The sequence below is a fragment of the Streptomyces sp. CA-135486 genome, from assembly GCF_050936555.1.
Taxonomy (GTDB): domain Bacteria; phylum Actinomycetota; class Actinomycetes; order Streptomycetales; family Streptomycetaceae; genus Streptomyces.
This window is the reverse complement of record NZ_JBNJMM010000001.1, coordinates 1,439,418-1,458,043: the sequence shown is the minus strand read 5'-3', so window position 1 is coordinate 1,458,043 and position 18,626 is coordinate 1,439,418. Positions and strand designations below refer to the sequence as shown.

Below are 18,626 nucleotides of genomic sequence, written 5' to 3'. Positions count from 1 at the left end.
CGTATTACGCAGAGGACGAGCGTCCCCGTCGCGACGCAGTCTTCTTCGCCCCGCCCGCGCCGGCCGTCTCCTCCTGGCCGTCGTCCTTGCTCCCGGACGGCTCCGCCGTCTCCACCGCGACAGCCTCATCCGGCTCGTCGCGGTCGTCCGGCGGCACCTCCCACGCGTCCGGGTTGGTGATCAGCACGGCCACCTCCGAGTCCGGGCAGTCGCCCGGCAGCAGGACCAGTTCCTCCCTCGTGGTCGGGTCCTGTACGTAGACCGCGGCCTTCAGCCGCCCCCGGCCCGCCATCACAGGACCTTCGCCACGATGTGCGCGTCCGGGGTGTGCATGACGGGCATCCCGACCGCGGCGCCCTTGGTCCAGATCTGCACGGGGTCATCCTGGACACCTCGGGTGATGATCAGGCCGGGAGCATCCTCGCGGATGATCTCGGGGTTCGACCCGCGCGACAGCACCAGGGCCTCCGCGGTCACCCCGTACATGGTCTGGGCCCACTTCTCCCGCTCCGGCGGCACGAGAATCCACAGGTCCTCGGGCAGCACCTTGCGGGGCTTGCCGTCCACCCGCACCTGGGCCTTGTAGAACTGGATCGGCGGCAGGCTGTAGTTGCCCCGCACCACGTTGATCTGCTGCGGAGTGAGCGTCGCCGTCGGGGTGGTCGACGGGTTCACGCTGCCGTAGTAGGCCGCCCGGTAGGCGTTGTTCGCCGCCAGGTAGCTGAACGCCTTCCGGGAGGTGATCACCAGCTCCGGCTCCGGTGCGCCGATGTCGTCCAGGTGCTGAATCCACCGCAGTTCGTCCGCGATCGGGTCGGAGGCCGGCTCCGACCACGGTATCCGGGCGACCGGCATGTTCTCGGCGGGGACGTTCCAGTCCACCTCCAGCGTCAGGCCGTTCTCCTGTTCCAGCGTGAACCGGCCGTCCGCGAGTACGTCGCCGGCGGCCAACTCCAGCCGGGAGCGGATGGCCTCGACGTGCCGTTCCACGTCGTCGTACAGCAGCTCGATCAGCCGGTCCTGGTCCGAGCCGTGCGACGCCTCCAGCAGGATCTGCTCCTGCTCGGAGACGACGAGCTTCTGGCCCAGCGCGGGCAGCGCGCCCTCGCGGGACGTCTGCCACGCCTCACGAGTCGCGAACGGCACCGAGGCGTTGAACGCCCGGTACTTGGCGACGTTCACGTACCGGCCGGAGTCCTTCGTACGCCACTTCACCTCCCGCATCTCCACGGTCGGGAAGATCGTCTGGGTGAGGAGGAAGTCCTTCGGGGACGGGATCGCCCTGGCGAACGCCGTCAGGTCCATGACCGAGACGTCCTTGAGCAAGTCCTGAATCGTCACAGCTCAGCCCCCGCTCACACGAAGCGGATCTGCGCGGCACGCGGGTGCCACACAAGCTGGGACACGTCGATGCCGCCCGGCACCTTCGACGCCTTCACCGCGCCGTGCCACAGCAGCGCGGCCGGAACCCGAGTCTGGCCCGGCGCGAACGGGGCCTCGGCGATCACGAAGCCGCGCAGGATCTGGCGGCCGCAGTGCGCCTCCGGGTCGTACGGGCCGTACAGGCCGGACTCAGCGACCCTGCCGACCGGCACACCGGACAGCACCCGGCCATACGGGTCGCAGCCGTCGCCGCACACGTAGTGCGTGCCCTCGCAGAACAGGTTCAGGTCGAGGGTGATCGTGTCGACGGAGTCGGTGCCGTGCAGGGACGCCAGCCACTCGCGGTTGGCGGTGGTGTACTCGGACTTCGAGACGGGCTGGATGGTCATGTGCGTGTCTCCATGGACGCTGCGGTCAGATTCCGCACACCGCCCACGGAGGCGATGCCGTCCACGAAGTTCAGGGGGCGTGGTCCCCCAAGGTCTGGGCCCGGACTATCGGGCTGCGGAGTCGCTGAACTCCGGGATCAGGCCACGGCGCTTGGCCATCTCCAACCCAGCCGAACCGGGCCTGGACACCGGGGCCGTACGGATCGGGCCGCGACCGGCCGGTGCGCCCGCGGGGGCGGCCGGCACAAGCGCGCGGACCCCGCCGAACAACTCAGGGCGACGTGCCCGCAGGGCCTCGGCCGCCGACTGGATCTGCGCCTCGTCCGCGTCCTCCTCATCCACGGCCAGCAGACGCTCCGCGTCCACCAAGTCGTCACCCTCCGCACCGAGCGCCACCAGCGCGGCCCGGCGAAGCGCCGCCCTCTCCCGCTCGGCGGCCAGCTCCTCCCGGCGTGCAGCCTGCAACTCCCGCTCGGCAGCCACCTGTTCCCGACGCTCCACCTCCGACAGCGCGGCCTGCTCTGCCTCACGCTGCGCGGTCACGAACTCGGTAAGTGCCTTCGGGGAGTCGAACCCGAGCGTGGACAACAGCCGCTTGATCGCGGCCCGTTCGCCCTGCGCCTTCTCGCGGGTGAGCATCTTGCCCAACCGGTCCTGGGTAACCGTGACCTGCTGCTCCTGGCCGCCGCTGTCCGTGGCGTCGTCGAGCTGGTCGTTCGTCTCGTCCTCCGACGAGGCACCAAGAATCGGGTAGATCGGCCGCCCGTCACGGCGGTGGCCGACAGGACGGCGAGGCGGCAGGGGCCGGACCATACATCTCCTCCAGAGCGCGCCCCCGCGCTGACAGCCAGTGTAGCCACCTGCACCGACACGGCCACGAGCCCTGTCCGACTGCCCCCAGGATGGCGTCGAACAAGGAAGGCACCACCCCGAGGCCGCGTCACCGGCCCGCCTCCACCGGCTCCCGCTCGCTCACCTTCCCCACCGGCTTCCTCACCCCGGCCGACCCCGACCCGTCGTCCTCCTCCTGGTCGCCGTCATCCTCGTCGCGCTCGCGCCGAGCAGCGGCCTCCGCCATCCGCACCGCGGCCTCCTGCTCCGCCTTAGCCCGGATCCGCTCCACCTCCTGCGAGGCGTCCTTGATCGGGTACCCGGCCTCCAGCAGCATCGCCACCGCCGTCTCCAGCGACAGCACCCCCGCCCCGTACGCCTTGACGACCTCCTCCAGCACCGCGCCCCGGTCCGTCGGCGTGTGCGGCGCCCACGCCAGCCGCGCCGGCAGCGTCTCCCCAGCAGCCCAGCCCTCCGCACGCCCGGCCTGGTACAGCCGCTGCACCATCTTGAACAGCAGCCGGTACTTATGTTCACGGGCGAGCCGCATCATGCCGATCAGAGCATCCAGCGGACCCAGAGCCAGCTTCAGCGCGTACCCCGACGGTACCTCCGTGGCCTCCAGCGTCCCGAGCCCGGCCGCCGTCACCCGCGAGTTGGCCGCGATCCGCTCCAGCAGGTGATCCACACGCGCCCGCAGTTCGGCCAGCTGCGGCGACGTGTCCAGGGCATCCATCCGCCCGGTTTCACCGAGTTGCCACACCGCACCGGCCTTCACCTGAAGCTCCTGAGGCTTGCCCGTTGCCCGGTCCACCGGCAGCCGCGCACCCGCGAGGCCGATGATCGGCGTGCCCGTTGTCGCGGAGGCCGCGGAGCTGTCCGAGTCCGTGGCCGCGAGCTCATCGAGCGCCTGCAGAACCCGAGCCAGAATCGAGCGCCCCCACTGCTCCCCGCCGTCCGGAATCGTGTTCGCGATGTGCACCACCGGCACAAAGTCGATCATCAGATCCAGCCGGTTCAGCTCCGTGCCGTCCGATCTCACCCGGAAACGCGCCTTGTCCATCGGCAGCCGGTCTAGCGTCTCACCGTTCTTCAGGTCCTCCAGCAGCCACTCCGCGTCCGTGAGATAGCACGTCACGTTGGACGCCCGCCCCGGCTCCCACGGGTACTGCCGTCCACCAGCCGCAGCGCCGACGTCGCCGTCGGGCTCGTCCTCGAAGATCGGACCCAGCTCGTACGTCACCCGGCGCACCCTGGCCTTCAACCCTGCGTCGTCGTCCGCCGGCAACTCCCACGCCAGATGCACGCAGCTCGGGAAGTCCTCATCCTCATCGCCCCACTGCGGGAAGAAGAACCCCGGATCGTAGACCCGCAGCGTCGGCCGCTGCTTCTGCGGGTTCCACGCCAGCACCATCACGCTGTCCCCGAGCAGCACCGCCGCCCGCTCCGCCTGCTGGACCCGGAACGTCAGCAGCTCCTTGTCCGCCCACTTCCGCAACCGGTCCTGCACCGCGGCGGCCTCCGCCGCGCCGGGCGTCGGCGTCTCCTCATCGGCGTGCTCCGCGCCCTCGACCGCGACCTTCTGTTCTGAACCGAGGAGGTAGCCGAGCGCGGTGTCTACGAGGTTCGCCGCGTCGCCCAGCTCCCGCCGCTCCAGCGCGCTCTCGTCGCCACCGGCCGCCGCGAGCTGTCCGGCCTGGTTGTTGTCGTACGCCGCCAGCACCTTGTATGCGGCCAACCGCCGTAGCTCCTGCGGCGGGACCCACGTCTTGGCCAGCTCCGGAAACGCGCGGCTGCCGGGACGCCCGGCATCGGCCATAACGGGCTTGTAGTTCAGCCACGACCACGCATCGATAACGAGTTGGCGCAGGCCCACAGTCTCCTCCGGACGTCGGCCCCGCGCCGTTGATCAGCCTATAACCCAGCGAACCCCACGACCCGGCTACGTGACACTGGCCGCCCAGGTGGCATGGCGTTCTGCCGCCACCTTGCGCAGGCGTTCGGTAAGCGCACCCCGCTCCGCTCCGTGCGTCTTGTTGCTGTGGCAGTTCGGGCACAAGGCGATCATCGCCGCCGGATGATCCCGGCCGCCGCCAGCGTGGTCATCGATGTGGTCGACCTCGAGCAGCGGCTCCCCGGCCTTCGTCCGGTACGGGAGGTCCGGCAACAAGCACTCTGGGTTCTCGCACCTTCCCCCACTTCGGATGACCACCGCCCGACGTGCTGCGGAATTCCGAACACGTCGGTCTCCCCCCACGGCCCGCCGCTCCTGATCCCGCCCGGACTCCTCCCATTCCGCCGCCCTCATACACAACGCCCGGTACGCGGCTACCGGGGTGGTGCGAGCACGCAACCGTCGGGGTGCGTACGGCTCGGGAACCAGATGGAAGCTGTCCGGTGCGGCCTGATCACCTGCCGCCTCATCCAGCCCTGCCCATGCGGCCTTCAGCTGTGCTTCGACCGCCTCCTGTTCGGCACGGTCCTTGACCACGAGCGTCAGCCTCTGGCCCTGCCTGGCCATCTCGATCGCCACCGCCACAGCGGTCGCGGTTTTCCCCGTCCCGGTGGGCAGACTCATCACGCTCTTCATGCCCACCCCGAACCGGCCGAGCACGCCCTCACGGCGAGATCTCATCTTGCGGGCGTCCACGACCGACGCCACGGCCGGAACCCCAACGGTCCGGCCGCTCTCCACCCATGCCGGCATCACCCGAGCTTCCCCCGCCATCCCCGACTCCCTGTCTGTCCAGCGCCGATCAACTCGCAACGCTGCCACAACCCACTGACAACGGCCTTGGCCCAACTACCGCCGACCAGCGAGCCGCTGGTCATCCCCACCACGCGGAGGCGGCATCGTCGGATCCAGGAACAGGTCCCACAACGCCCACACCGCCGAGTCCAGCAGGTCGGGCGAGTCCTCCGTCTCGCCCTGGCCGACAAACGTCGTCATCTGCTCCTCCAGCTCCGCGAACCGCCGGGCCGGACCCACATGCGACACCCTGGCCTGCTCGTACAGCTGCGCCGCCGGCGCCGCCCGCGCCCGCTTCCCACGCGTCGCATGAACGATCCGCCAGTTCACCGTCGGGTCCACCTGCTCCAGCAGCGCGGGCAGGTAGTCACCACCGTTGTTGGCCTCGATCACCACGCAGTCGGCGCGGTGCTCGTGGTATAGCTCAGCGGCCCGCTTCATCGCCTGCGTCGGCGTATGCCGGTCCTGCTCGCAGTGCAGCAGGTACCCGCGGGGCCGTTCGTCCCCGAACATCGTCTCCACTGGGAACCCACGGCCCGCCACGGTGAACGCGGTCATGTCCGCGTTCTCGTGCGACTTCGTGGCCGGATCGACGGAGACCACCACGCGCTGGAGGTCAGGCAGATGCTCGGGCCGGGGGCGGAAGCCCTCGACTTCCAGCATCCACCCCTTCCACAGCGCGCCCTCCACGTCCTCGAGTAGCTCGCCGGACAGCTCCTGCCGCCCCAACCGGGTGCCGGCGTACTCCTCCTCCAGCTCTTCTCGGGCCGCCGCCGACAGGTTCGCGTCGTTCTCCCGCATGTGCCCGCGGGTCAGCACCACCCGAGGCGGCGCCCCGCCCTCCAGGTGCGCCTTCTCCTGGGCACGGCCCCGCTCGACGAGCCTCTTGACGTGTGGGAGCGGCTTCGGCGTCGTGGAGATCACGACTTGCGGGGTGTCCGCCTCACGCAGGCAGAACCACAGCATGTCGTAGACCTCTTGCGCGGTGTGCCGCGACCAGGCCGCGTACTCGTCGCACCATGCCTTGTCGAACGCCCAGCCGCGCAGGTTGTCCGGCGTCTCTGCACCGAATCCCCGGATCAGCGTGCCGTTGACCAGGCGCAGCGTCGTTTCACCCAGCGACGAGTTGTACTTCGCCACTTCCTCAGGCGGGAACACCGACAGCAGCCCCGACTTCGGGGACTCGAAGCAGATGTCCCGCACGAGCGTCGCGTTCTTCGCCACCACCGCGATCTGAAGACCTGGTGTCTGCGCCCACTCCTTCACCGTCTCCGCCGCCGTCCGGGACTTGCCCCAGCCACGGCCGGTGAGCAGCATCCACACCGTCCACAGCCACAGCGGCTTACGCTGTGCCGCGCGGGCATGGTGGTGCAGCCACCCAACGTGGGGCAGCCCATCACAGTTCGGGACCTCGCACGCCCACCTGCGCGCCGACAGCTCATCGGCGCGGACCAGTGCGGCGACCTCGGCCTTCATCTGCTCATCGCTCATTACCGACGGGTCCGCGAACCCCTCAACCATGCGGCGCTTGGCCCGACCGCGGCTCACTGCGCGCCCTCCGACAGCCGGCGCTCCAGTTCACGGCGGAGCTGGTCCATCCGGGCCCGGCGCTCCTCGTCCGACAGTGAGGCCACGTCCACGCCCTGGTCCCGGTCCTCGACCGTCCCGGCCGCCGGGGCCTCACCCACGGCCCGCCGTTCGATCTCCGCCGCGACCTGGATGTAGCGCAGCAGTTCGGATGGCGACAGCTCCCGCGGGTCGAGTGTCTGAAGCCGCGCGACCGCCTTGCTCTGAACGGCCTGCGCCAACTTCGCGTGCCTGCGGGCGATATCCCGCCGCGCCTGTGCCTGTTCCGCGAGGAACAGGCGGTCCTGCTCCCGGTCGTAGGCCGCGGCCCGCATCACCCATGCGTACTGCCGCGACCACCGGCCCAGCAGCGTGCGGGATTTATGCAACTCGCGTGCCGTCTTTGTCAGACTCCGCGCTGGACCGAGATCGCGGTACACGGCGAACGCCTCGAACGCCTGGACCGACTCCCCGCTCTGCCGCTCCCAGGACTCCACGGTGTCCTCGGCCACCGCTCACCTCCTGGCCGACGGCCGTCAGTTGCTCTGTGCGGCCAGGACTTCCAGCGCCCGCCACGGCTCGTCGGCCGGGACGGTGCCGTCCTGCACCATCCGATCGATGGCCGCCCGCACGACGGCGGCCGTCTCCACCGGCACGTCCCGAACGCCGAACACCGTCTCCAGCGGTGCCGTCCCCGCCCTCGTCGCCTCTCCCGTGGTCGTGTCGAACCAGCCTTCGGCCAGCTCGCCGAGATGCCGCTCGAACACAGCGAGGATCACGCTGAGGGCCGTCGCGCTGTTGCCGATCTTGTATGCGGCTCGGGAGGTCTCCAGCGCATCGAGCACCGGCTCGTACTGCTCCAGCCCGGCCACCCACCGCTGGTCCGCCGTCGCCGTGGATCGGGCCGCGTCGAACGCGGCCTCGGCTCGCTCCAGCTCATCGGGCAGGAACATGAACTGCACGCTGGCGAAGTCGAGGTTCGCCTCGCCCAGGGAGGCGACGTCCACCTTCTCCAGCAGGTCCAGGGCCTTGTCGTCCAGGCCCGTGTACTGCCGCCACTCCACCGACTCCAGCTCGTCGTACAGCTCCTTGAGGATCGCCGGATCGTCCTGGCCTGCGATGGCGTTGTGCGAGAGCTGGAGAGCGATCTGCCGCTGGCGGGGCAGCGGCTCGTCTATCTGCATCCACCAGATCTGCGACAGGCCGGCCTCGATCGCTGCGAGCGTGCGGTGGTTGCCGGACAGGACGACCAGCCGCCCCGTGTCGCGGTCGTTCCACACCAGCGGCGTCGAGGTCAGGCAGCCGTCACGCTCGATGTTCGCCACGAGCTGCCGGAACTGCTCGTGTGGCAGGAACCGCGCGTTGACGTCGAGCAGCGTCAGCGTGCGCGGGTCGCCTTGCACCATCTGCGGCGGGGCGAGGCGCGTGGTCTCCTCCATGGTCAGACTCCCGTCTTCGTCGTCGGGGCGCCCCACCGCTTCGCCCACATCTGAAGGGCCTCGGCCAGCGTGTGCTGGCCCACAGCCCCCTGGTATTGGAGCTGGAACTTCCAGCCGTCCTCGTTCGATGGGCTGCGTTTGTGCAGCCGCAGCAGCCCGCGGTACTTCATCGACACCGGGTTGTTGCTGAACGCCGTCGTCGCCACCCGCCGGATCCGCCGCGAGAACGCCCGCTGGCACAGCAACTGCGCCTCGGCGCTGGTGGCCGCGAGCACGATCAGCTTCGACAGCCGCGGGTAGTCGGTCGGCGCGACCGCGAAGTCCGAGAGCACGTACGCCTCGTCCGGCGTGTACGTGCTCGGGGCCATAGCGAACACGCCCAGGAGCCGTCCGCCGCCGTCCTTCACCGCGACGGCCAGGTTCGCCGCGCCCGGTGCGATCTTCGGGTTGAGGTACCGGGAGCGCAGCGCGTTGAACTGGCCGGGTTTCAGCAGCGACAGCGTGAGCGGGCCGACCAGTTCGTCACCCTCGCGCAGGCGGGGGACCTTCACCGGTTCGATCGGCTGGCGTGGAGCGACGATCCTCGTCCGGGCCTGACTGGCGTACACGTAGAAGGGAGCGGCGCGCGGGGTCGCCTTGATCACGCCGTGCAGGTAGGGGTGCAGCTCGGGCACGTCGTGGTTGGAGGCCGTCAGCCAGTACGGCCGATCCGTGATCGCGCCGAGCACGCTGACCACGTCGTCGTCGGACAGCGGCTCGTATTCAGGCGCGTCCCAGGTGAAGTGCGCCTCCAGCGGCTCGTACAGCTTCTCGTAGCCGCCGCCGTAGAAGGGAGGGAAGGAGCACACCGGGGCGTCACGGGGAACCTTCTGGAGCCAGGAGCGCACGTCTTCCACCTCGTACGAGGCGAGTTCGATGTCCGAGCCGGACAGCCGCTCGACCGTCTCGGCGTGCTTGACCTTCCACTGCTCACGGTAGGAGCGAACGACCCGTTCGTGCCACAGCCCCTCGCGGCCGACACTGGCGAGGAACCGCGTGCCGAGCATCAGCGTGGCGACGGTGCCGACACCGTCGTCCAAGGAGTCCGCGAGCCAGCCGAGTTCGTCTCGGCTCTCCTCTCGGAGCTGGATGCCGACCGGTTGCCGGGTGAGCCATCGGCCGACCGCGCTGGTGTAGATGGACACGTCGGAGGAATGGAGGGCGAAGCCCATGCCGGCCACGCTGCGCTCGATGGTGAAGTTGCCGCAGCACGGGACGTACACCGGGCCGCTCGGCCACTGGCTGGCGGTCTCGCGCACGATGGAGCGCATGGGGCCCGGGATGGTGCCCTGGAACATCTCTCGCCTCCCGACGAACGACAACGCCCGGCCCCGGCGGGTGCCGGGGCCGGGCGCTGCGCTGGAACCTTACACAAGGAGCAGGCAGCCCTTTGGAATCATGTCACCTATCTTTGCGGTGCGGTTCCGACGCTCATATCAAGGTGCCCTGCTGATCCATCGGGGACAGCTCCCGCACGTCATCTCCGGTGGCCTCCTTCCACCAGGCGGCGAACACTCGGCGGTGGCACCACAGGCCCGGCTTGGCCAGGTCCTCGAAGCAGAGCAGCACCAGACGGTGATCACCCTCGGCCTGCGTGATCTGCCGCAGCCGGGCGGCGATCCGCTCGGGCCCGAGCCGGTCGAGGTCAGCACGGTAGGCCGTCGTGAACTCGGGCTCGGGCTGGGAGAGGTAGTCCCGACGCGGCGCGAGCTCCCGCACCGAGTGGGTGAGGGAGTACGGGAGTTTGAAGCGGGGAGCGCCCAGGGTGATGCGTACCGGCACCCCTTGCGGGGGCTGGAACGCCTGGAACCGATTGGTGAACAGGGTGAGCACGTGGCCATTCCTTTCATGGTGCTCAGATGCCGGGGTGCGTCGACGTCGCCGCCGGCGGCCCCGGTGACCGATGATGCCGCCCGCTCGGACCTTCGGGGGCCTGAGCGGCACCGGGCGCGTAGGGAGAGTCCCCCTGCACGCCCGGCCCGGGACGAAACGGGTTGGAATTCAGAGAGGAATTCAAGCGGAAAGAGGCGCGGCCGGAATTCCGGCCGCGCCCACTCACCCAAACCCGTAGGAGAGAAGGGGCGCGACCGCTGCCGCGCCCCTCCGTTCTACTTCGCTGCCGCTTCAGTCTTCTTGGCGGGCGTCCGGCGCGCCGGGGCCTTCGTGCCCGCGGCCGTGCGCGCCGCGGGCTTCGGGCCGGGCTTGGCCGCCACCTTCTTCCCCGTGGACTGCGACTCGTCCGCTGCCTTCGCCTCCGGCTTCTCGGCCTTCGCCTCGGGCTTGGCCGCCGCCTCGGTCTTCTTCGCAGCCGCGGCCTCCTGCTGGACCTCAACGGCCGCCTTGTTGAACTCCTCGGTCATGGCCCGCTGGATGCCCTGCGCCTTGCTCAGCAGGTTCCGCACCATCTGCACCTTGGCGTACAGGCGGCCGACGACCCGCAGGTGACGGGTGAGGTCGTCACCGAGGATGACGGCCAGGTCCTCCGGCTTCTTCTCCGCCAGCTCCTCCAGCAGCGGGATCAGGACCTCCTCCGCCTTGCCGAGCTCGTCCTTCGCCTTGGCCTTGGCCTTCTTCTGCTTCTCCTGCTCCTCGGCCGTCGGCGCCTTCTCGTTGGTGAGGGAGGTCTGCTGCTCCATCATCTTGAGGCCGTTGGCGAAGTGCTGCGCCTCGGCCTCGCTGTCGAAGTCGCCGCGCACGTACCGCATGGCGGCCACCATCTGGTTCGCCGGGTTGAGCTGGGCGATGTGCCAGGCGAGGTTGTTCTTGATCTGTCCCTGGTCGACCATCTCGGCCACCTCGGGGCGCAGGGTGAGCAGGCCCAGCCTCCAGGTGATGTGGGTCTCGGTCTTGCCGAACTGCTTGGCGATCTTCGCCGGGGTCCATCCGGCGGCCTTGAGGTCGGCGTACGCACCGGCCTCCTCCATGATGGTCATGTCCGCCCGGTTGACGTTCTCAGCGATGCTGAGGACGTACGCCTCTTCCTCGGTGGCACCCTCGACGACCTTCGCCGGGATGACCTCCAGGCCGGCCGCCTGGCAGGACCGCCAGCGCCGCTCGCCCGCGATCAGCATGTAGGGGACCTTGGCACCCTCGACCGGCCGGACGACGACCGGCTGGAGGAGGCCGTTCTCCTTGATGCTGTTGGTCAGCTCCTCCTGCGCCTCCTCCGAGAAGAACTTCCTCGGCTGCTCCGGGTTGGGAGCGATCTCGCTGACCTTGATGTTGATGAACTCGACCTTGTTGTCAGCCATTTCCCCGCGCCTTTCGTGAATTCCGTTTGGGGCGTTTCCCTTTGTTCTTACACTTACATCTTAATGGCGAATACCGCCAAAGCAAGTTCAGAACTCTTTTATTTCAAGGGAATTCAGAAAAGGGAATTTGCCCCATTGCTCAATTCCTCTTTCTGGGCGCGAACATGAGAGAGCCCGCCACGACCAAGCGGTCACGGCGGGCTGGCTCCCGTCACGCACCCCAGGGCTGATTCAAAGTCTTGGGGGTCATGGAAACGTGCAGGTCGCGGAGGTGCGACGATCCGGCGGAAGTCCGTCACGAACACAACGAAGCTCCGGTTGACGGGGTGACCTTCCCAAGTCGCCCTGCCCGTCCGGAGCTTCGATGTGCCGCCAGTCTGCCACTGTCTGCCTGACCAAGTCGCCCACCGCCGCCCAGCGAGGCGTGAAGGGTGTCGCCGAACGACTGGCCGTTCTTCGCGATCCGCGAGATCGGCGGGGACGACGCCATTCGCTGGCATCGGTCCTGCTCACCGCCTGCTGCGCGGTGCTGGCCGGGGCTCGCTCCTATCTGGCCGTGGGCCAGTGGGCCCGCCACGCGCCCCTGGACGCACTGGCCCGCCTCGGCGTGCGCGCCACCGGCCCACTGGGCGTGCGCCGCGCACCGTCCAGCTCAACCATCCGCCGTCTGCTGACTCTCGTATGTCCCGGCGGGCTTGCCGACCTACTCGGATGCGACCCCACGGGCAGCCGGCACCTGGCCATGGACGGCAAGACCGCCCGCGGCTCGCGCACGGACACCGGCCCGGCCGCCCACCTGCTCTCCGCCGTCCTGGAAGGCGGACGCACCGTCAGCCAGCTGCGGGTGCCGGACAAGACCACCGAGGTCACCGGCTTCACGAAGCTGCTGTCCCCGTTCGACCTGACCGGTGTCGTGGTGACCGCCGACGCCCTGCACACCCACCGTGACCACGCCAGGTGGCTGGTCGAAGCGAAGAGGGCGCACTACCTGCTCGTGGTCAAGCGGAACCAGCCGACGCTGCACAACGCGTTGCGTTCGCTGCCGTGGAAGGAGGTGACCGCCCGCCGCTACGACCGCGAGGCGGGGCACGGGCGACGTGAGACCCGCTCGGTGCGCACCCTCACCGTCACCAGTCTCGGGCTGGACTTCCCGCACGTGGCGCAGGCCGCGAAGATCCACCGGCATCGCACCGACCTCAAAACCGGCAAGATCACCCGTGAGACCGTCTACGCCATCACCGACCTGACGGCGCGTGCGGCATCTCCCCAGGCCATCGGCCAACTCGCCCGCGCGCAATGGGGCATCGAGGCCGTGCACCACGTAAGAGACACCACGTTCGGCGAGGACGCCTCGAAGATCCGCACCGGCCACGGACCGGAGAACATGGCCACCCTGCGCAGCTTCGCGATCAGCACCCTACGCACCGCTGGGCACCACAGCATCGCCGCCGGCCTGCGCGAGCTCTCCTACACGCCCTTCACCCGCCCACTGGACCTGATCGGACTGCCTTGACCAGCAACACCACATGATCACCAGGACTTTGAATCAGCCCTGTCACGCACCCCGACGGCCGCACCGGACGGCCGACTCCTCACCGGGCGGGGCGCGGGGGGGGTCGGCCGCCCGGCGAGGAGTAGGGAAGGACGCCGCTCGCGCGACGCTGCCGTGCGGGCTCCTGCGGCTGCTGTACCCGCCCGGCACGTCAGAACGTACAGCAGCATCTCAAAAATGTCACCTATATTGTTCCCGTCTGGGTGCTGGTCACCCTGTGACTCAACAGCACCCATCCTCTTGCGGGCCGTCGTCTGGCTCCCTGCCGCGCATACCGGCCTGCCACTCCAGCAGCTTTCGGGCCTCCTGGCGGGTCGAGACGCCCGCCACGCCCCGAAGCAAACACGGGGGCTGCTTGGCCAGTTCAGCGATCCGCCGCTCGTCGATTTCGGACATGCGATTCCTCCCGTGAACGGCAAGCGCGCCGCCTTCGCCCGCCCAGATGCGACTTCTTCGACAGCCCACCATGAGGCAGGCAACGGAGCGCGTGACGCCCGCAGTTCACCCGCCGGCTCCCCCGAGGAAACTGTCCAACAAACCCTATAACCCCTCCGAGCTGCGAGGTATCGTAGAGGCAGGGACGATTGTTACCGGCCAGTCACCTGCGGCGAGCATACGACACGGCCAGAGAAGGCGGACATGACAGACACCACCGACCGGCGTCAACACATGAGCCTGGCCTCGAAGTTGCTCGTCCTGCTGCGCCTGCGCCGCGATCCGGACGGGTTCACTCCCAGCGCCCGAGACGTCTCCGATGCGACGACCCCAGTGGGCCAGCGCAAGCCCCTGCTGTCGCACGGCACTGTCAACAGCTTGATGAACGGCACCAGCAGCAATCCCAGGTCGTCTACCATCGCTGCGCTCGCTCAGGCACTCGACGCCCCGGCCGCCTTCCTGCTCTCAGGACGGGAGTGGGACGACCTCGCAGCCCTGTCCGTGTACCGGGAGCACCCTGAAGCCCGCGAAGTCCTGCGTTTAATGCAGGGCCTCGAAGTGCAGGACATTCTTGAAATCCGTTCGAAGCTCCGGGAGATTCGTGTTCGCAGGGGACTGTCCGAAGAGGTCCCCGCGATCCCCCCACCTCCCCCCGGCGTCGACCAGCCCCGTGAGGGCCGGCCGCGCCGCCTGCTGAGCCTGCACGAAGCCGCTGAGAGGGCAGCGGATGATCTGGAAGGACGTTGAACCTCTTGGACGGCCTCATCTACGGTGTCTGTGCCCTTGCCACAGCCATCAGCGCGGCGACACGCCTGCAGTACACCCGTAAGCGTCGCAATCAAGCAGTCTATCAAATCGCCCACAGGGCCCGAATGTCGGCGTTCGCAGCCTGCTTCATCGGCTCACTCCTGGCGATCCCCACAGTCGCCGAAGCCGTTGACCGACTCATGGACCTCAACGAGGTCTCCTCCCTCGCCTCGGACCTCGCCGCGGTGATCTTCTGGGCATGCCTCCAAGTCATGATCGTGGACTGGACGCACTCAAGAAGCCACGTACAGGCGGGAGTCGCGGTGCGCATCATCGCCGTGTGCTGTGTTGTCGCGGCGATGATCTGGGAGTTCCACATGGCCGACACCGCGCACACGGAGCTGTCCGCGACCTACGCGCGTAGATCCGACGTCCGGCTGTACCTGCTCACCTACCTCGGCTTCACAGCCGTGGCCGGGCTGGAAATCGGCGCCTTTTCTACCGGGCTGGCCATTGCGGCCTGGCAGCAACGACGCGCAGCCGCAACCGGACTGTCCATCGCTGCAGCCGGGGGCATCTTCGCCGTCGCCCATGCGCTCAGCCGTAGCGCGTACATCATCGCTGACCGGACCGGGCACGCTTGGCCGCTGTCTGTCGAAAACGCCGTCAGCCCCGCCTTGGCGGGGCTCTCCATCATCTGTGTGGCCACCGGTCTTGCGCTGGCCACCATCGGCTACAACGTCAGCCCCAAAGGCGCTGGCAGAGCAGTTTAGGCGGACTTCTCCTCAGCCTCCGCGCCCCACTGACGCCAATGAAGTGCCACCCGGTCCGCGTCCACCGTGCGAGAACCCCTGGACGCGGCCGGGTACACGGCCACCTTCTCCAGCATGAGAACCAGGACACCCTTCTTCGCCCTCATCGGCGCGTGCTTCCACCAGCGCACGAGGTCAGGGATGTCACCGACCGGCACGTGCTTGACCTGCTCCAGGAGACGAGCCTTTGTCTCACTGTCCCGGATCAGCTGCGTGAGTTCCTTGTCGGCCGCCCTGAACGCCTTGAGTGACATGTCCGGCGAACGCCCGTAGTCCACGCCCAGCTTCTTCTGCCGACGGCGCGCGGCTGCCGCCTCCTTACGCAAGAGGGCAGCCTGGGCCAGCAGTTCATCTCGCGCCTGACCAATCAGCGCGCTGACCTCCGACTTGGCCAACTCTGCCAGCACATGCTCAGCAACGTACGTCTCCAGCAGGTCAGCATTGATGCGGACCTTGCCGCACCCGCCCGGATGCTGAGCTGTGCTGGGCGCACACCGGTAGCCGCGGCTGCCGCGGTTCGAGGGAGAGGAGCCCAGCGAGGTCGTGCACAGCCCGCAGGTACCCATCAGACCCGGAATCAGGTACTCGCGCTGTGGCGCCCGCTGCTTGTCGGGGTCATGGACGGGGCGCATGGCACGGATGGCCTCGAAGTCCTCCCGAGGGATGATCGCGGGGCCGCCCGTTTCGACGAGGTTGCGGTTCTCGTCTTCCTCCAGGCCGGCAATGGCCGGGTGATCGAGCACGTTTGCCAGGACGTCTGGCTTCCACAGGCCACCGCGCGTCGTGCGGTACCCCTCGGCGTTCATCCACTCCGTGATGGCGGGATAGGGCTGCTTGAGCAACCGCCGCGAGGCGGCAGCACGAATGCCCTCCGCCTCGCTCTCGCGCACCCGCCGGTACGCCATGTCCTCAAAGCCGTACAGCCTCGGCATCTCCTCGCCCCTCCTACCGACCCCCTTTAGTGAACTAGTTTACCGAAGATAGGTCACATTGTTGGAAACCCAACAAACACCCCAAGATCACACGCCGCCTCCGTCGATCACGTACTCGCCCCCGCGTCCCGGCGCTGCTCGATGCCGAGGACCTTCCACAGCTCCACCGTTGGTACCCGGACTGTGCCGCCTAGCGGGAGGGTCCGAACAGGGAACTTCCCATTGCGGATCAGCTCGTACGCCTTGTCTCGGCCGATTCCCAGAGCACGCCCGGCAGTTGTCACGTTGACCGTGGCCGGAAGAGCCAGCAGCTCCTCCAGACCCATCGCTCCGGCCGAAGCCTGTCCGCCCGCTTCCTGAGCAGTCATCTCGTTGGTCGCAATCTCCCCCGCGCCAACTTGTCAGCAACTTTACAACGCTGTCCGACACCCCTAGCAAGATCGAGAGAGATCACGCCAGACACGTACGGACACGTACGCACACCAACGGCTGACTGTGATCCAAGCGACAGTCAACAGGGAGCAGTGTCGGATGTTCGAGCCGAGCTACTACAGGCGGTGCCAGTGCAAGGGACCACTCAAGGACAAGAAGGGCAACCCCGTCCTCGACACCGACGGCAACCCCAAGATCGGCTCCATCGGCACGACGTGCCCCAAGCTAGGCAAGGGGCACGGCACCTGGAACTTCTACTTCGAGCTCGAACCAGCCGAGGGCGGCACCCGCCAGCGGGTACGCCGCGGCGGCTTCACCAAGTTGGAAGACGCCAAGAAGAAGGCCAGGGAGATCTACGACGCCGCCATGGCCGGCGGCGACGTGCTGTCCGATGAGAAGTGCGGCGACTTCTTCCTCCGGTGGCTCAAGGCGAAGAAGTCCCTGGCCCGTACGACCCGCCACGGCTACGAGGAGCACATCAACAACTACCTCCTCCCGCATCTCGGGCACATCAAGTGCCGCGACCTCAAGGTTCGGCACCTCGACAAGATGTACGACGCGATCGAGAAGGAGAACGCCAAGCGGATCCTCCATCGGCTGCGTGTCGACGAGCTCCAGAAGAAGCGCGACGCCGCGCACCGGGCCTGGGTGAAGACGGCGGGCTACTCCAAGAAGGAGGAGCGCCGCGCCGCGCGCCGGACATTTCTCGACGCGAACGCAGAACTGCGCGAGGGCAAGAAGGGGCTACGGAAGGTCACCTCCGCAGCCACGATGCACCGCATCAACGACACTCTCAGCTCGGCACTGTCCTGGGGGATCAAGCGCGAACAGCTCTTCCAGAGGAACTGGGCCCAGCTCGTGGAGCTGCCGCCAGTCACTCGGCCCAAGCCGCTCGTCTGGACTCCCGAGCGCATCGAGCACTGGAAGCGCACCGGCGAGAAGCCCGGCCCGGTCATGGTCTGGACACCGGAGCTGACCGGCCAATTCCTCGACTTCGTCAAGGACGATTGGCTCTACGAGCTGTGGCACAGCTTCATCTTCCTCGGCCCCCGCCGCGGCGAGATGGCCGCACTGCCCTGGACGGAGGTCAGCCTCGATGCCCTGTGGCTACGGATCTCCCAGCAGATCGTCGAAGTGGCGTACGAGCTGTACGGAGAAGCGCCGAAGGCCGACAGCGTTCGCACCCTGTCCCTGAGCCTGGAGTCCGGGGACAACCTCGCCGCCTTTCGCGCGAAGCAGGAGAAGCAGCGCCAGGAGTGGGGGGACGCCTACGTCGAGAGCGGCCGGGTGTGGACGCACGAGAACGGCGAGGCGCTGCACCCCGACTGGATATCCCGACGCTTCACCCGCCTGGTCGAGCTGTCCGGCCTGCCGCCGGTCCGCCTCCACGACCTGCGCCACCTCGCCGCCACCCTGTCCCTGCTCGCCGGGCACGACATCAAGGTCGTCCAGGAGAAGCTGGGGCACTCCTCGCGCCAGATCACCTCCGACACGTACACCAGCGTGCTGCCCGAGATGCTGCGGGCCGAGGCCGAGTCGGTCATGGCCGTCGTCCCCCGCGACGTCCCCTTCCAGGTGCGCACCCCGCTGACGATCCCCGAGACAGCCTGGCAGAACGACATCGCCGTCTTCTTCGCGCACGGCGCCAGGCAGTCAGGTGGCACCTGGGCCGTCGGAGCGCAGCCCCACCCGGACTCCGACCTCCTCGGCATGATCACCCTGACCGGCCGGGGTCAGGACGACGCCGCCAATGCAGCGGTGAAGTGGGTGCGTGATCACTGCTCCGCGAGCGACCTGGAGCTGGTGCGTGTGGAGAACTTCAACGACCGCTACCCCGAGGAGCAGCGTGCCGACTTCTCGCTCACGCGCTTCACGGTCGCCCGCTCCGAGTCCCCGACCGTCGAGGGGTGGGCCCTACCGACCGGCCTGCCGCCGGCGGCGTCCCGCCCCGGTCGCCAGGCTCCGAACAGGCGCCGGAAGGTGGCGTGAGGGCGCTTCTGTCCACTGAATCGTCCCCGCGTCCACTGTGCGTCCACTGGATCTTGGTCTGAACGGATGAACGGGGGTCG

General features: G+C 68.3%; 19 protein-coding genes. 4 read left to right on the top strand and 15 right to left on the bottom strand.

Annotation, left to right across the window (positions count from 1 at the left end; translation table 11 throughout):
- Positions 1-4: 4 nt before the first annotated feature.
- The 12 genes from ACQEVG_RS06475 to ACQEVG_RS06420 all read right to left on the bottom strand — a co-directional run bounded on the left by ACQEVG_RS06475 (position 5) and on the right by ACQEVG_RS06420 (position 11,647).
- On the bottom strand, positions 5-292 hold the full coding sequence (locus ACQEVG_RS06475) for a hypothetical protein (protein WP_432978351.1): 288 nt from the start codon (positions 290-292) through the stop codon (positions 5-7).
- Positions 292-1,341: a major capsid protein gene (locus tag ACQEVG_RS06470; protein ID WP_432978348.1), complete on the bottom strand. Its 1,050-nt coding sequence runs from the start codon at positions 1,339-1,341 to the stop codon at positions 292-294. Before ACQEVG_RS06470 ends, ACQEVG_RS06475 begins: the two co-directional genes overlap by 1 nt.
- Positions 1,342-1,355: 14 nt before the next feature.
- Entirely contained in the window at positions 1,356-1,772 is a 417-nt protein-coding gene (locus tag ACQEVG_RS06465) for a head decoration protein (RefSeq protein WP_306501640.1), read from the bottom strand.
- A 105-nt stretch (positions 1,773-1,877) separates the two neighbouring features.
- Entirely contained in the window at positions 1,878-2,585 is a 708-nt protein-coding gene (locus ACQEVG_RS06460) for a hypothetical protein (RefSeq protein WP_432978345.1), read from the bottom strand.
- A 127-nt stretch (positions 2,586-2,712) separates the two neighbouring features.
- Positions 2,713-4,422: a hypothetical protein gene (locus tag ACQEVG_RS06455; RefSeq protein WP_432978342.1), complete on the bottom strand. Its 1,710-nt coding sequence runs from the start codon at positions 4,420-4,422 to the stop codon at positions 2,713-2,715.
- A 123-nt stretch (positions 4,423-4,545) separates the two neighbouring features.
- On the bottom strand, positions 4,546-5,331 hold the full coding sequence (locus tag ACQEVG_RS06450; RefSeq protein WP_432978339.1) for an HNH endonuclease: 786 nt from the start codon (positions 5,329-5,331) through the stop codon (positions 4,546-4,548).
- A gap of 75 nt (positions 5,332-5,406) precedes the next feature.
- A complete protein-coding gene (locus ACQEVG_RS06445) occupies positions 5,407-6,843 on the bottom strand; it encodes a terminase large subunit domain-containing protein (RefSeq protein WP_432978336.1) in 1,437 nt (478 codons plus the stop codon).
- A gap of 53 nt (positions 6,844-6,896) precedes the next feature.
- Positions 6,897-7,430 (bottom strand): hypothetical protein, encoded by a 534-nt coding sequence (locus tag ACQEVG_RS06440; protein WP_224736245.1) that lies wholly within the window; start codon positions 7,428-7,430, stop codon positions 6,897-6,899.
- A gap of 24 nt (positions 7,431-7,454) precedes the next feature.
- Positions 7,455-8,357: a ParB N-terminal domain-containing protein gene (locus ACQEVG_RS06435; protein ID WP_432978332.1), complete on the bottom strand. Its 903-nt coding sequence runs from the start codon at positions 8,355-8,357 to the stop codon at positions 7,455-7,457.
- A gap of 2 nt (positions 8,358-8,359) precedes the next feature.
- Positions 8,360-9,694: a hypothetical protein gene (locus tag ACQEVG_RS06430; RefSeq protein WP_432978329.1), complete on the bottom strand. Its 1,335-nt coding sequence runs from the start codon at positions 9,692-9,694 to the stop codon at positions 8,360-8,362.
- Positions 9,695-9,827: 133 nt separating this feature from the next.
- Complete coding sequence (locus ACQEVG_RS06425; RefSeq protein WP_330283556.1) at positions 9,828-10,229, bottom strand: hypothetical protein; 402 nt, start codon at positions 10,227-10,229, stop codon at positions 9,828-9,830.
- Between the two features lie 275 nt (positions 10,230-10,504).
- Positions 10,505-11,647, bottom strand: coding sequence for a ParB/RepB/Spo0J family partition protein (locus tag ACQEVG_RS06420; RefSeq protein WP_432978325.1), 1,143 nt, complete (start codon positions 11,645-11,647; stop codon positions 10,505-10,507).
- Between the two features lie 364 nt (positions 11,648-12,011).
- Here ACQEVG_RS06420 and ACQEVG_RS06415 point away from each other — a divergent pair, with 364 nt between their 5' ends.
- Positions 12,012-13,160 (top strand): ISAs1 family transposase, encoded by a 1,149-nt coding sequence (locus ACQEVG_RS06415; RefSeq protein WP_371583691.1) that lies wholly within the window; start codon positions 12,012-12,014, stop codon positions 13,158-13,160.
- Positions 13,161-13,421: 261 nt separating this feature from the next.
- On the opposite strand, the gene ACQEVG_RS06410 is transcribed toward ACQEVG_RS06415, so the two are convergent.
- Positions 13,422-13,595, bottom strand: a complete 174-nt coding sequence (locus ACQEVG_RS06410) for a hypothetical protein (RefSeq protein ID WP_432978321.1) — start codon at positions 13,593-13,595, stop codon at positions 13,422-13,424.
- Between the two features lie 243 nt (positions 13,596-13,838).
- Here ACQEVG_RS06410 and ACQEVG_RS06405 point away from each other — a divergent pair, with 243 nt between their 5' ends.
- The gene (locus ACQEVG_RS06405; RefSeq protein WP_158751377.1) at positions 13,839-14,381 is read left to right on the top strand and encodes a hypothetical protein; all 543 of its coding nucleotides are present in this window, start codon (positions 13,839-13,841) and stop codon (positions 14,379-14,381) included.
- Positions 14,382-14,386: 5 nt separating this feature from the next.
- On the top strand, positions 14,387-15,154 hold the full coding sequence (locus ACQEVG_RS06400) for a hypothetical protein (RefSeq protein ID WP_432978317.1): 768 nt from the start codon (positions 14,387-14,389) through the stop codon (positions 15,152-15,154).
- Here ACQEVG_RS06400 and ACQEVG_RS06395 read toward each other — a convergent pair.
- Both ACQEVG_RS06395 and ACQEVG_RS06390 read right to left on the bottom strand, forming a co-directional pair.
- Positions 15,151-16,125, bottom strand: a complete 975-nt coding sequence (locus ACQEVG_RS06395; RefSeq protein ID WP_432978314.1) for a recombinase family protein — start codon at positions 16,123-16,125, stop codon at positions 15,151-15,153. The genes ACQEVG_RS06400 and ACQEVG_RS06395 overlap by 4 nt on opposite strands.
- 107 nt (positions 16,126-16,232) lie before the next feature.
- Positions 16,233-16,493 carry a DNA-binding protein gene (locus ACQEVG_RS06390; protein ID WP_432978311.1) on the bottom strand — a complete coding sequence of 87 codons (261 nt, stop codon included), beginning with the start codon at positions 16,491-16,493 and terminating at the stop codon, positions 16,233-16,235.
- Positions 16,494-16,656: 163 nt separating this feature from the next.
- On the opposite strand from ACQEVG_RS06390, the gene ACQEVG_RS06385 reads away from it, so the two are divergent.
- Positions 16,657-18,546: a tyrosine-type recombinase/integrase gene (locus ACQEVG_RS06385; protein WP_432978308.1), complete on the top strand. Its 1,890-nt coding sequence runs from the start codon at positions 16,657-16,659 to the stop codon at positions 18,544-18,546.
- The last annotated feature ends 80 nt before the right edge of the window (positions 18,547-18,626 follow it).

Coding starts and splice junctions, on each gene's coding strand:
- ACQEVG_RS06475 (WP_432978351.1), bottom strand. CDS start 292: ATGGCGGGCCGGGGGCGGCTGAAGGCCGCGGTCTACGTACAGGACCCG.
- ACQEVG_RS06465 (WP_306501640.1), bottom strand. CDS start 1,772: ATGACCATCCAGCCCGTCTCGAAGTCCGAGTACACCACCGCCAACCGC.
- ACQEVG_RS06460 (WP_432978345.1), bottom strand. CDS start 2,585: ATGGTCCGGCCCCTGCCGCCTCGCCGTCCTGTCGGCCACCGCCGTGAC.
- ACQEVG_RS06455 (WP_432978342.1), bottom strand. CDS start 4,422: ATGGCCGATGCCGGGCGTCCCGGCAGCCGCGCGTTTCCGGAGCTGGCC.
- ACQEVG_RS06450 (WP_432978339.1), bottom strand. CDS start 5,331: ATGGCGGGGGAAGCTCGGGTGATGCCGGCATGGGTGGAGAGCGGCCGG.
- ACQEVG_RS06445 (WP_432978336.1), bottom strand. CDS start 6,843: ATGAGCGATGAGCAGATGAAGGCCGAGGTCGCCGCACTGGTCCGCGCC.
- ACQEVG_RS06435 (WP_432978332.1), bottom strand. CDS start 8,357: ATGGAGGAGACCACGCGCCTCGCCCCGCCGCAGATGGTGCAAGGCGAC.
- ACQEVG_RS06430 (WP_432978329.1), bottom strand. CDS start 9,694: ATGTTCCAGGGCACCATCCCGGGCCCCATGCGCTCCATCGTGCGCGAG.
- ACQEVG_RS06420 (WP_432978325.1), bottom strand. CDS start 11,647: ATGGCTGACAACAAGGTCGAGTTCATCAACATCAAGGTCAGCGAGATC.
- ACQEVG_RS06415 (WP_371583691.1), top strand. CDS start 12,012: ATGTGCCGCCAGTCTGCCACTGTCTGCCTGACCAAGTCGCCCACCGCC.
- ACQEVG_RS06410 (WP_432978321.1), bottom strand. CDS start 13,595: ATGTCCGAAATCGACGAGCGGCGGATCGCTGAACTGGCCAAGCAGCCC.
- ACQEVG_RS06405 (WP_158751377.1), top strand. CDS start 13,839: ATGACAGACACCACCGACCGGCGTCAACACATGAGCCTGGCCTCGAAG.
- ACQEVG_RS06395 (WP_432978314.1), bottom strand. CDS start 16,125: ATGCCGAGGCTGTACGGCTTTGAGGACATGGCGTACCGGCGGGTGCGC.
- ACQEVG_RS06390 (WP_432978311.1), bottom strand. CDS start 16,493: ATGACTGCTCAGGAAGCGGGCGGACAGGCTTCGGCCGGAGCGATGGGT.
- ACQEVG_RS06385 (WP_432978308.1), top strand. CDS start 16,657: ATGTTCGAGCCGAGCTACTACAGGCGGTGCCAGTGCAAGGGACCACTC.